Genomic DNA, 13,289 nt, shown 5'->3' on the forward strand with positions numbered 1-13,289 from the left:
TGCTCCATCAGGCTTTCGCCCATTGTGGAAGATTCCCTACTGCTGCCTCCCGTAGGAGTCTGGGCCGTGTCTCAGTCCCAGTGTGGCCGATCACCCTCTCAGGTCGGCTACGCATCGTCGCCTTGGTGGGCCGTTACCCCACCAACTAGCTAATGCGCCGCGGGCCCATCCTATAGTGATAGCAGAACCATCTTTCAACCCCGAAGCATGCGCTTCGATGTGTTATCCGGTATTAGCACGCGTTTCCGCGAGTTATCCCGGTCTATAGGGCAGGTTACCCACGTGTTACTCACCCGTCCGCCGCTAACCAATCAAAAAGCAAGCTTTCTAATTGGTCCGCTCGACTTGCATGTATTAGGCACGCCGCCAGCGTTCGTCCTGAGCCAGGATCAAACTCTCCATAAAAGAAAATTTGATTAGCTCAAACTTTTGTCCGTATNTTTCTTAACCGCTTCAACAGCGACGTTTAATATAATAACACGTTCCAAAAACCGTGTCAAGAACTTTTTTTGCTGTTTTTTATTTTCAGCAGCAACGTTTATTAATATAACACCGTTGATTTAGTTTTTCAAGCATAAATTAATAAAAAATCAATTCCTATTTTTCGCTCTATTCTAAAATTGACTTCATAGAATATGTACCCTCTATTAAATAAGATAAACTTTAAAAGAAAAAAACAGCCAAATGAAAAAGGAGAATTTGAGCAAACTCAAATTCTCCTTTTACTTAGGTTGGGGATTTCTGAATAATCGGTTTAAATTTGATTATATCAATGACCTGTTGTCGCCAAGAAAAGTAGGAAAATTACTGCAAAGACATACATGATCCAGTGCACTTCTTTTGCTCTTCCTTTTAGTACCATTGTGATTGGATAGAATAAGAAACCTACCGCGATACCAGTTGCGATGGATCCTGTAAATGGCATCATAACCATTGTCAAGAAGGAAGGCACTGCAATCTCGAATTTTTTCCATTCAATCTCACCTAAAGATGCAACCATCAATACTCCCACTACAATCAGAGCCGGTGCAGTAACCGCATTTGTTACTATATTTAAGACCGGTGAGAAGAATAATGCTAATAAGAATAAAATTCCTGTAACAAGGGAAGCAAAACCTGTTCTTGCACCAGCTGCCACACCTGAAGAAGATTCAATGTAAGATGTAACAGTGGATGTACCAAAAATGGAACCGATAATTGACGCAATTGAGTCAGAAATCAATGCTCTGCCCGCGCGAGGCAATTTGTTATCTTTTACAAAGCCCGCTTGGTTTGCTACGGCCATTAATGTACCGGCATTATCAAAAAAGTCTACGAATAAGAATGTTAAGATTGAAGTTAACATCGGAATCGTATAGAACGCCGGATCACCGAATGCGGAAAATAACTTGCCGAATGTCGGTTCAACACTTGGAGGTGTTGATAAAATACCGTTTGGCGTTTGAATAAGGCCAAAAATCATACCAACAATCGCTGTCAACACCATACCGATGAATACGGCACCTCTGACATTTAACACCATCAAAATGACGATTACAAAAATACCGAAAATCGCTAATAACACTTGAGGCTCTCTTAAATCACCGATGCTCAATAAATTATCCGGATCATCCACAACAATTCCGGATAGTTTTAAACCGATAAAAGCAATAAACAATCCGATTCCGGCACCTACAGCCAGTTTTAATTCCATCGGGATTGCATTAATCAATTTTTCGCGCAATCCAGTCAAAGTCAAAATAAAGAAGAAAAGTGATGAAATGAATACAGCCGCTAACGCATATTCCCATGGGAAACCATGTCCTAAAACCACTTCGAAAGTGAAGAATGCGTTTAATCCAAGTCCCGGAGCCAATGCAAGCGGATATTTGGCAAATAGTCCCATGATAAAACATCCGATTGCGGAAGAAACCGCTGTTGCAACAAATACCGCCCCTTGATTCATTCCACTTTCCGAAAGAATGGCAGGGTTAACAGCCAAAATGTAAGCCATCGCTAAGAATGTTGTAAGCCCACCGATAATTTCCTGACGATATGTGGTTCCCAGTTCATCAAATTGGAAATATTTTCTCATAATTTCCTCCGTCTTCCCGTCGCTTCTGTCGATTCAGCTTCAGTATGTCCCACCTTGCCTATAAAATTCAAAAAAATAAAAAGTCATGCCACATTTGCACGACTACAACTCCATAATAGAATCCAAAGGGAAACTCTATTAACAAAGTCGTAGTCAAGCCATTTACGGTAGCTTGGTAGAGACTATCGAGCCATATTCTCGACATTATACGACGTTTTATTTAATTATTACTCAAGTAATATAGCATCTATTTTTTCCTATTTCAATACCATTCACGAACATTTTTTATTTTTTTTATTTTAAAGTTCGTAAAAAACCGTACATTAATAACAAATTCTATATTTTGGTAAAAAACGTTCAGTTTTCATACAGGCGTAAAGTGATGGGCATTTTATCCTGCAAATCCTTCCACTGAGGGCGTTGCAGGAAGATTACAGAAACAGTTCCCAAATGACACATTGTGCAAAGTTGTCCATAAAAAACTCCCTTCCATTTAGTTATTGAAACTAAATAAAAGAGAGTTATCATGTGTTGTATTCAATTTAAATAGACTGATGTATGCAAATTACTCCCATTCAATCGTAGCTGGCGGCTTGGAAGTGATGTCAAGAAGCACGCGGTTGACATGAGGCACCTCGTTCACGATGCGTGTTGAGATTTTTTCCAACACATCATAAGGAATGCGTGCCCAGTCGCAAGTCATTCCATCGATGGATGTAACCGCACGAATGCCGATAGCGTAGTCATATGTGCGTTGGTCTCCCATGACGCCGACGGATTTGATTTCAGGAAGTACTGTGAAGTATTGCCAAATTTCACGGTCAAGACCGGCCTTTTTGATTTCCTCACGTAAGATGGCATCGGATTCACGAACGATTTCCAATTTTTCTTCTGTTACTTCGCCAAGCACGCGAATGGCAAGACCTGGTCCCGGGAATGGCTGGCGCCAAACAATTTCATCAGGCAACCCTAATTGAGTACCCAATGCACGAACCTCATCTTTAAACAATGTTTTTAACGGTTCGATCAATTCAAATTTCATATCTTCCGGTAAACCGCCGACATTGTGGTGGGATTTGATTGTTTGAGCTGTAGCCGTACCGGATTCAATGATGTCGGTATAAAGTGTGCCCTGTGCAAGGAAATCCATATCTTTCAATTTGCTTGCTTCATCAGAGAATACATAAATGAACTCGTTTCCGATAATTTTACGTTTTTGTTCCGGATCTGAAACGCCTTTCAATTTATTCATGAAACGTTCGCGGGCGTCGATTTTGATCACTTTCATGCCAAATTTGCCTTCGAATGTTTCCATTACGCTTTCCGCTTCGCCTTTGCGGAGCAAGTTATGGTCCACGAACATACAAGTTAATTGGTCTCCGATGGCTTTATGGATCAATACCGCAACAACGGAAGAATCGACCCCTCCTGAAAGAGCACATAATACTTTTTTATCTCCCACTTGTTCACGGATTTTTTTCACTTCCAGTTCAATGAAGTTTTCCATTGTCCAGTCGCCTTTTGCACCGCAAATATTGAATACAAAGTGGCGCAAAATATCATTACCATGAACAGAATGGCGTACTTCAGGATGGAATTGAACGCCGTAGATTTTGCGTTCCGTATTTTCCATTGCCGTAATTGGGCAGCTTGGGCTTGTCGCGATTGTTTCAAAACCTTCAGGCAATTGAGTCACCAAGTCGCCATGGCTCATCCAAACCACTTGTTGTTTTGGAAGGTCTGCAAACAATTGGTTGTCTTTTGTAATTTCAATTTCCGCTTTACCATATTCGCGGGTTTCCGCACTTTCCACTTTCCCGCCAAGGGTATGGGCAATCAATTGCATTCCATAGCAAATCCCTAAAATAGGTAAACCTAAATTAAAAATTTCTTCATCCACTTTAAACGCATTTTCATCATACACGGAATTCGGACCGCCTGAGAAGATGATTCCCACAGCGTTCATTTCTTTGATTTCCTGCGCAGAAATTGTATGGGGTTGTAGTTCGGAAAATACTCCAAATTCACGAATTCGGCGCGTGATCAATTGATTGTATTGGCTTCCGAAGTCGAGAACAACGATTTTTTCTTGCTCTTTTAATTGAGTCGTCACGTTTTACACCTCTTCTATATTTTCTGCCTTATAATTTTTTAAATTTTACTCTGACTCCCATTTAAAATCAACCGCTAGTACGATTGATTAAATTTTCCAAACTTTCTTTCACTTTTATATAATCGATTTTTGTTTTATTCCCGTAAAGATAATTTTCATATGCGGCCGTAATCTGCGACATATATGGGGAATCAAATGCTTCGTCCGCTTCTGTTGCAAAAGATTGCAGCGTTTGTCCTTCCTTCCTTTTCAGCCCTTTTAATTCTAACATTTTTAACAGTCTCATATAAATCTTTTCAAAGTTTGTTTCATTAATATTTTGATTTTTTAACCATCGGCTATACCATTTCGGCATCCATAACTTGCGGGAAAAGAACAGGATGATGCCTGCAACAGGCAGACCGATCAAGGCATAGTACAATAAAAAGCGGAGATTTTTGATGAAATCCAATAACCCTGCAAAAATGCCGTTCCCCTGTTTCATCGTTTCATCTTGATCCCGTTGGTTTTCCGGTTTTGTGTCATCATCGACTGTCAGCATTTCATCCTGATATGCATCGGTTTCAAAATCATATTCAATGTTGCGGTTTGTTGAAAAGCCGATCGTCGGTTCAAAAGGAACCCAGCCTACTTTAGGGATATAGGCTTCCACCCAGGAATGGGCATCGTTATTTGTAATTTCGAAAGTTTTCAGCTCTCCATCACTGGACACCATTTCTCCACCGGCAAATCCTTTTACCCATCTCGCGGGAATCCCCACGGCCCGCAGCATCACAACCATTGCCGATGAAAAATTGTCACAGTAGCCATATTTGGTTTCAAATAAAAACTGATCAACGTAGTCCTGGTCTTCTTCAGGAACAGGCACCCCTTCCGTTTCATACCGGAAGCCATTCGTTGCAAAATAACTTTCGATGGCCCGCGCCTTTTCATAATCATTGCCTTTGTCCTTCACGATCTCCCTTGCCAAATCAATGACTCTTTGCGGAAGGGAATCAGGCAGCTGCAAATATTTTTCCCGAATACTTATATCGATCGGTTGTTGGATTGTCGAAGTCAAATCGCTGTATAAATACTCCGGCGTGCTGTATTTAATATGATACATATACTCCCCCGTGTAATCGGTGGCGATTTTTTCCGTTTCTAAATTCATTGCCATATTCACTTGATCTGCCATATCACCGGAGACATTGATGGAAACAAGTCCGTATGGTTGAATAACAAAATCGTAAGGATACTTCGGTTCAATATGGGCAAATTGCTCCTCGCCTTCAGGACCTACCGGCAATGAATGATTGATAGGTTGTCCATAAGAGATTTGTTGCAATAAAATGGTATCGCCCGAAGACTCCCAACCTTTTGACGTATAGAAATCTTTCGTTTCCACCCGCCAATACTGTTTCGTTGCCGCTTGCGCAATGAAAACGACCGTGTCATCCCCTACAAAGGAACCCCCCAGCGCCGAATCATCTTCATCGTAACCGACTTTTTTCACCGGCTCTCCAAATATGCGTCCGCCCTGGTTTGCTGCGGATTTTATATACGGAACCGGATCAGGCCATTGGGGAGCCGCTTTTGGCAACAGGATCGCCACCGCCCCGACAACCCCGATCATCAACAGGACCGGCAATGCCAGCTTAAAATACTGATGCCAATTAAATGAAGCGCCAGATTGCAACATCAGTTTTTTAATATACAAAAATACAAGCATCAGCAATCCAATCAGCAGCACTTCAACAATGGCAACCGTACCATCATAATTGGTGAACGTGTCCAAGATTCCAATGAAAATCACCGTCAACACAAGGAAATAGAAGATGTTCAATCTTACCGTCAACCAATAATGCACGATATAGACGAGCATCCACATAAGCAGGAAAAATAAAACCGATTGGAAAGCGTTTGTGATATAAAAGAAACTTCCTTGCAGAATCAATGAAACATTATAATACAGTTCATTGAACAGAAACTGGATACCTTCCGATGAGAACAAGGAAAAATCGCTGTACACATAAACGATAAACCATGAAATATAGCATATTTTTACAACCCACGATATAAAAAAAGGGATGCGGAACAGACTGAACAAAAGGCACAATATGATGAACAACAAAATCAATTCCACATACCCCATACCCGTCAACATCATGATCGGCAAAAGCCATTCCCGCAATATCAAAAAAATCATAATGTCATATAATGCGAGCTCGAATTTATTGAAAACTTCATTTTTCACGGTTTTAACACCTCCGTGAACACTTCGCTGAACATCGGTTTTGTAATCGGCACAATTTTTACGTTGTAATAGTCCCCTTTCATTCGCAGCTGCTCTTCCTGCTTGGATGCAACCACAAAACAGATGATGCCCTTTGTCTTTCTCCCATGATTTTTAAAGAAACTTCTTAATGAATCGCTCAATTCCCCCGTAAATAGAAGAATAAAGGAATCGAGTGTCTTGCCTTCCTTCGTCAAAAGAAGCTCGATATTTTTTGAATCGCTTGCTTTCACCATCGCCAATTGCCGCATGATCCGCTCCAGTTGTCCCCGTTTCAAATGGGAATAAAATGTTTGTTCCTCTCCCGCAATGAAAAACGACACATCTCCTTGATGATCAACAATCGTTTGCAAAACAGAAGCCGCCAATTCAAGGGACTCTTCAAAATGGCTTTTCACTGTAGCATCCAGAACAAGCAATACTTCCTGGCTGTGCCGCACTTCAAAATCTTTCGTCCTCAATGTTTCATCCTTCGCAAAGGATTTCCAATGAATCCATGAAAATCGATCTCCCGCTTGATAATCCCTGACACCCGTTGCCATGGAAGTATCTTTCATAAAAGCGAAAGGAGCCAATACTACTCCCTGATCAAACTGCCTCCGCATTTCACGGTATTTCATCTTTGTGATTTTTGGATAAACCATCACCTTTTGTTTTTGAACGGCAAATTTATGTCTGACAGTCCATCCAAAAAGATCGGTGAAGGTGAATTGCAATGCGGAAAATTCAATGACACCCCGTTCCAAATCAGGTATTTCATACGTCCAAGAAAAATTCCTTTTCAAACCGACAAAAAATACATTGGAACTTCCCTTCATTTTTTCAACCATATCATCGTCCAGTCCAATCTCCCTGATTGTCAGAAACGCTAATGGAAACCAAGTCTTATTAATAAAATGCACCGTCACGGACGCTATATCGCCTCTTTCAAGTCTTGCCGGCTGAATCTCCCTCCGGACTTCCTCAATGCGGAGGGGGACAAAATGAAGAAGCAAAGAGTAGAGCAAAAAAGGAATCAACGTGTAAAACAGAAACCAGCTGACAAATCCCCCTTGAAACATCGCATAACTGAATGTAACGACAATCAATAAAACATTGACGACAAAGCGGCCAAACTTGCTGATTATTCCTTTCCACATGCTCATCTTTCTGCAAACCTTTTAATAGGGATGACGGACTCGGCAATGATATTGTTGATGATATCCTCCACCGTCACACCTTCATAGCGCGCCTCCGGTTTTAAAATGATCCGATGACCGAAGACAAAAGGCGCCAAATATTGGACATCATCAGGTTTTACGAAATCCCGGTCAAGCATTTTGGCATAGGCTTGGGATGCCCTCATCAATGCAATCGTTCCCCGGGGGCTGACCCCCAAATATACATTTTCATCGGTTCTGGTCGCCCGTGCTAGTTGCACGATATATCCTTTTACGGAATCATCCACGTAAACATTTTTCACTTCTTCTTGCAATTCCAATAATTCCCCGATGGTGATCACCGGTTCCAAAGTTTGAATGGGCACTTTATTTTCAGCGCGTCTTAAGATTTCGATTTCCTCCAGTGTTGTCGGATAACCCATGCGGATTTTCATTAAAAACCGATCCAATTGGGCTTCCGGCAATGGAAAAGTTCCTTCGTATTCAATCGGGTTTTGCGTGGCCATGACAAAAAAAGGTTTTGGCAACTGAATGACTTCCCCATCGATGCTCACTGACGATTCTTCCATACATTCCAGTAAAGCGGATTGGGTTTTAGGGGATGTACGGTTAATTTCATCAGCTAAAATAATATTTCCTACGATGGGGCCGGGTCTGAATTCAAACTGCATGGTTTTCGGATTATAGATGGAAACTCCGATGACATCAGAAGGCAACAAGTCAGGAGTAAATTGAATCCGCTTAAATTCCGCGCTCACGGATTTCGCAAGGGAACGTACCATCATGGTTTTTCCGACTCCCGGCACATCTTCAAGCAATACATGTCCACCGGCAAGCAAGGCGATTATGCTAAGTTCAGCCACTTCCCGTTTTCCTATCATTACTTTCTCTATATTACTGATAATTTTTTCGATTTTTTTGTGCATAAAGTATCCTCCTGAAACTCGGGAAAAAGTCAGAATTTACGAAAAATAATTTAATTCAAGCATAAAATAAAAACTGGATAAAAAACAACTAATTGCAATTCGAAAAAGGAAATTATATACCATTAGTATATTTTCCACCTTTATCCGAAAAATTAAACGAAAAAGAAAAGCGAAGTGTTGCCACTTCGCCCTCCATATTATCAAATTCCCTATTCAATTCTATATCCACCCCACTCTTTGAACACGGCCGATTCAGGAATTGCCAATTTCACCGAATTAACAGTTTATAAGGCGATATCAAATGGATTTACGGTAAGTGCTAATGAGAGCTTCCTTATTTCTTGCTTTTTGGATGTTCATTTGATGTTGCATTAAACGGTTGCGCATTTTTTCAACCGTTTCACTATCAAGTGGTTGCCCAATAATGACCATTCTTTTGGTATTGCGGTTTAAAATTGCATTCGATGAACGGTTTTGCTCCGTATTATTCCTTTTATTTTTTTGCTGTTCCCTCGGATTTTTCGAGAAAAAATGCCGTCCGCCACCGTCGTTCATCATTTTGAACACTTGATCATGACTGGAATGCAAATAACGTTTTGTGTAAGTGCTATTCACAACCGATTGAACGCGAGAAGTTCTCAAATGACACTCACCTCCGCTTCCTGTCTATACTATTTATTTCTATTAATATCGGTACATAACAATAAACTTCAATCTTTCCACCATCAAATAATACTGAATTTTCTTTCAATTGATCGCAAGAAAACCTTCGTTGTTTTATGGTATGCGGGTTTTTATAAAAAATTGTCTCCCACCTTAATCGTCCAGATGGGAGACACAGATCAACAGTTTTTTGCCTATCCGCCCTTACTTCCAAAAATCATCAAAGATGGTGATCGGCAAATGGCGTTTATGCTGCGAGCGTAAATAGTGGCCTTCGATTGTTTTTCTTGCTTCCTCCGGCACAGTTTTTCCTTCCAAATAATCGTCAATCATTTCATAAGATACCCCTAAAGCCGCTTCATCCGGCAGTTGAGGCCGATCATCTTCCAAGTCTGCGGTAGGCGTTTTTTTGTATAAATGTTCAGGGCAGCCTAAATATTGAAGCAGCTGCTTTCCTTGCCGCTTATTTAATCGGAAAATCGGCACCAAATCGACGCCTCCATCGCCGTATTTCGTGTAAAATCCCGTCACCGCTTCCGCCGCATGATCCGTTCCGACAACGACAGAGTTGGTCATTAAAGCGATGGAATATTGCACTTTCATCCGTTCGCGGGCTTTTTCATTTCCTTTCGCGTAATCGCTCAACACGATCCCCGCTTCCCGCAAGGCTTCGACACTTGCATCCACGGCCTTTTTAATGTTTACCGTAATGACTTTTGTCGGCTGAATAAATTGGATGGCATCCTGCGCATCTTGTTCATCCTTTTGTTCCCCATACGGAAGACGGACTGCGTAACAGGAATATTTCTGTTCACCGGCTTCTTCATTTAATTCATCGACGGCCATTTGCGTCAACTTTCCGACCAGTGTGGAATCCTGCCCTCCGCTGATGGCAATGACAAACCCTTTTATAAAAGGATGTTTCTTTGCATATTCCTTTAAAAATTCGACGGATTTCCGCACCTCTTCTGCAGGGTCAATTTCGGGCAAGACGTGCAACTCTTCAATAATCTGTTTTTGTAAACTTTCCAAATGAAGCCCCCCTAAACTATTCCAAATTTTCGACTGCATCACGGATTTCTTGAATTTTTTTCATTTTGTTATCCCAACATTTTTGGCTGAGGTCCACAGGATATTCTTCAGGATTCAATGAGCGTTTATATTCATCCCATAACAATTCCAAACTTTCCTTTGCATATTCGCGCATTTCCAGAACAGATGGGCTTTCATACACGATTTTACCTTCATCTATGATTTTTTTATGTAATTCTTTCGCTTCGAAGTTAGTCACAAATTTTGAGATAAAGGTATGCACAGGATGGAACATTTTTAAACGTTTTTCTTCCTGCGGGTTCTCATCCGCCAATGTAATGTAGTCCCCTTCCGCTTTTCCATTTTCTTTGTTGATAATGCGGAACACTCTTTTTAAACCTGGTGTCGTCACTTTTTCTGCATTGGAAGTAATCTTCAATGTATCTTCCATTTCACCATGTTCATTTTCAATCGCCACCATTTTATAAACGGCGCCCAATGCAGGTTGATCATAAGCCGTGATGAGCTTTGTACCAATTCCCCAAGAATCCACTTTGGCGCCTTGTGCTTTCAGGTTTAAAATCGTGTATTCATCCAAATTATTGGATGCAATGATTTTCGCATTGGTGAACCCAGCTTCATCCAACATGCGTCGTGCTTCTTTTGATAAAAAGGCGATATCCCCGCTGTCCAAGCGGATTCCGATAAAATTGATTTGGTCTCCCAATTCTTTGGCTACGCGGATGGCATTGGGAACGCCTGATTTCAATGTATTATATGTGTCGACCAGGAACACGCAATCTTTGTGTCTTCTTGCATAGGCTTTAAAAGCTTCATATTCATCTTTGTAAGCTTGTACAAAAGCGTGGGCATGTGTACCGGACACCGGGATATTGAATATTTTTCCTGCCCGGACGTTGGAAGTGGAATCAAAACCGCCAATAATGGCAGCCCGTGCTCCCCAAATGGCGGCATCCAATTCTTGCGCCCGGCGGGAACCAAATTCCGCAGCCGCTTCATCTTTGATAATCTGCTTAATCCGGCTTGCTTTAGTGGCGATCAAAGTTTGAAAATTGACAATATTTAATAGGGCTGTTTCGATAAGTTGCGCTTCTGCCAACGGTGCTTCAATACGAAGCAACGGTTCATTCGCAAAAACGACTTCCCCTTCCACGACCGAATGCAAGGAACCGGTAAAACGTAAAGATTTTAAGTAATCAAGAAATTCATCATCATAACCCAACTCTTTTAAATAGGCCAAGTCCGTTTCACTAAAGCGGAAATTTTTTAAGTAGTCGATAATCCGTTCAAGTCCCGCAAAGATGGCAAACCCGTTCCCGAAAGGAAGTTTTCTGAAGAAAATTTCAAAAACGGCTTTGCGATTATGAATACCGTCAGCCCAATAACATTCCACCATATTGATTTGATATAAATCCGTGTGCAAAGTTAATGAATCGTCTTGATACATTTCTTTCATTCAAGATCCCTTCTTCCATTATTCGTTAATTTTAGTATACACTATTCCAATTTTCTATTCGAAGTTTTCGGCAAAATTATCATACAAATCTCACATTCAAAAAACAAACAAATGAATGGCACACCGTTTTCTTTTCTTCACTTTTGATAAAAATTTATTATTTTCACTTTTTTCTGGCTTAAGACTCAATTATACTTATTTAGGATAGGAGATTGTGATGACAAACGCAATAATTCATTCTGAAATATGTTTGTCAGAAAAAATGGTTCGCTTATATCAGAAGAAGGTGCCGGTCATTTTCTACGTCGGCAAAATCGCCACAATTGCCGGTCCTTCAGATGCAGGAAAAACGTCCATTATTATATGGATTAATTTCCACTTCTTCGGGAAATATAATAACGGTAGGGAATATTGTATCGACATTATTTGATGAGCAATTGCAATTTTCACAAAAAAACAATAATTAGCGAATTATGTATTCTAAAGCTTCAAAATCTTCTATGCTATAATATTTTTGTATATCTTATCAGGAAAAGAGGAGATCGTTTATGCCAGTATTACGTGACTTTTTCATCGCACTATCAGAAAATCAGCTTTTGAATAAGGCAGCACAAAAATATGGTTTAAAACTCGGAGCTCAAAGTGTTGTTGCTGGTACAAATATCCCTGAAGTTATCGAAAGTATCAAAGAACTGAACAAACACGGTATTTCATGTACAGTGGATGTCCTCGGTGAATTTGTAAACGATCGGTCAGAAGCAATCAAAGCGAAAGATTACATTATCGAAACAATTGAAGCGCTTCATGAAAGCGGTGTCGATGCCCATATTTCAATCAAACCTTCCCAATTAGGTTTAAAAATTGACTTTGACTTCTGTTACGATAATGTGATGGAAATTGTAGGAACTGCCCATAAATATAATATGCACGTAAACTTTGACCAGGAAACTTACGATTTGTTGCAGCCTACATTTGAATTGATGGAAAAAGTGTCCGAAACTTACGATAATGTCGGTACGGTTATCCAAGCTTATTTCTTCAATGCGAAAGAAAATGCGGAAAAATATAAAGATTACCGCCTTCGCATCGTAAAAGGCGCTTATAAAGAATCGCCAAGCGTTGCTTATCAAGATAAAAGCGATATTGATTTGAACTTTATTGAAATCATTGAATACTCCTTATTGAATTGCAAATTTACGTCCATCGCGACACACGATCATAATGTAATCAATCACGTCAAACAATTCGTGAAAGATCACAATATTCCTAATGACCGGTTTGAATTCCAAATGCTTTATGGTTTCCGCAAAGATATGCAATTGGAATTGGCTAAAGAAGGCTATAATTTCTGTACTTATGTTCCTTTCGGCAGTGACTGGTACGGATACTTCATGCGCCGACTTGCTGAACGTCCTCAAAACATAAACCTTGTCACAAAACAAGTGTTTAATAAAAAGACGAATACAGTCATCGGCTTAATGGCTGCCGCCTTTGCATTGGGACGCCTTACGAAAAAAAATAAATAATGAAAATAAAAGGACATAACATCGGCTTAAACGCTTGTTATGT

Annotated in this window: 10 protein-coding genes, 1 rRNA gene and 1 riboswitch; of the genes, 2 read left to right on the forward strand and 9 right to left on the reverse strand. The window is 40.5% G+C overall.

Going from position 1 to position 13,289, the window contains the following annotated elements; genetic code table 11:
- The 9 genes from ACFPOH_RS02565 to ACFPOH_RS02605 form a co-directional block, all read right to left on the reverse strand.
- Positions 1-405, reverse strand: a 16S ribosomal RNA gene (locus tag ACFPOH_RS02565); the annotation flags it as partial.
- A gap of 364 nt (positions 406-769) precedes the next feature.
- Positions 770-2,074 (reverse strand): NCS2 family permease, encoded by a 1,305-nt coding sequence (locus ACFPOH_RS02570; RefSeq protein WP_342471112.1) that lies wholly within the window; start codon positions 2,072-2,074, stop codon positions 770-772.
- Between the two features lie 130 nt (positions 2,075-2,204).
- A riboswitch (purine riboswitch) is annotated at positions 2,205-2,306 on the reverse strand.
- Between the two features lie 333 nt (positions 2,307-2,639).
- Entirely contained in the window at positions 2,640-4,187 is a 1,548-nt protein-coding gene (gene guaA, locus ACFPOH_RS02575; protein WP_342471111.1) for a glutamine-hydrolyzing GMP synthase, read from the reverse strand.
- 67 nt (positions 4,188-4,254) lie between these two features.
- Complete coding sequence (locus tag ACFPOH_RS02580; RefSeq protein ID WP_342580526.1) at positions 4,255-6,423, reverse strand: transglutaminase TgpA family protein; 2,169 nt, start codon at positions 6,421-6,423, stop codon at positions 4,255-4,257.
- On the reverse strand, positions 6,420-7,601 hold the full coding sequence (locus ACFPOH_RS02585) for a DUF58 domain-containing protein (RefSeq protein ID WP_342580527.1): 1,182 nt from the start codon (positions 7,599-7,601) through the stop codon (positions 6,420-6,422). Before ACFPOH_RS02585 ends, ACFPOH_RS02580 begins: the two co-directional genes overlap by 4 nt.
- Before the next feature lie 2 nt (positions 7,602-7,603).
- The gene (locus ACFPOH_RS02590; RefSeq protein WP_342580528.1) at positions 7,604-8,548 is read right to left on the reverse strand and encodes an AAA family ATPase; all 945 of its coding nucleotides are present in this window, start codon (positions 8,546-8,548) and stop codon (positions 7,604-7,606) included.
- A gap of 297 nt (positions 8,549-8,845) precedes the next feature.
- Positions 8,846-9,190: a hypothetical protein gene (locus tag ACFPOH_RS02595; RefSeq protein WP_342580529.1), complete on the reverse strand. Its 345-nt coding sequence runs from the start codon at positions 9,188-9,190 to the stop codon at positions 8,846-8,848.
- Positions 9,191-9,415: 225 nt separating this feature from the next.
- Positions 9,416-10,282 (reverse strand): ammonia-dependent NAD(+) synthetase, encoded by an 867-nt coding sequence (gene nadE / locus ACFPOH_RS02600; protein WP_342471106.1) that lies wholly within the window; start codon positions 10,280-10,282, stop codon positions 9,416-9,418.
- The gene (locus ACFPOH_RS02605) at positions 10,260-11,720 is read right to left on the reverse strand and encodes a nicotinate phosphoribosyltransferase (RefSeq protein ID WP_390308791.1); all 1,461 of its coding nucleotides are present in this window, start codon (positions 11,718-11,720) and stop codon (positions 10,260-10,262) included. The genes nadE and ACFPOH_RS02605 overlap by 23 nt, the downstream gene beginning before the upstream one ends.
- A gap of 217 nt (positions 11,721-11,937) precedes the next feature.
- Here ACFPOH_RS02605 and ACFPOH_RS02610 point away from each other — a divergent pair, with 217 nt between their 5' ends.
- Complete coding sequence (locus ACFPOH_RS02610; RefSeq protein WP_342471104.1) at positions 11,938-12,150, forward strand: hypothetical protein; 213 nt, start codon at positions 11,938-11,940, stop codon at positions 12,148-12,150.
- A gap of 118 nt (positions 12,151-12,268) precedes the next feature.
- Positions 12,269-13,246 (forward strand): proline dehydrogenase family protein, encoded by a 978-nt coding sequence (locus ACFPOH_RS02615; protein ID WP_342471103.1) that lies wholly within the window; start codon positions 12,269-12,271, stop codon positions 13,244-13,246.
- Positions 13,247-13,289 lie beyond the last annotated feature (43 nt).

The organism is Ureibacillus suwonensis (assembly GCF_042655065.1).
GTDB lineage: Bacteria > Bacillota > Bacilli > Bacillales_A > Planococcaceae > Ureibacillus > Ureibacillus suwonensis.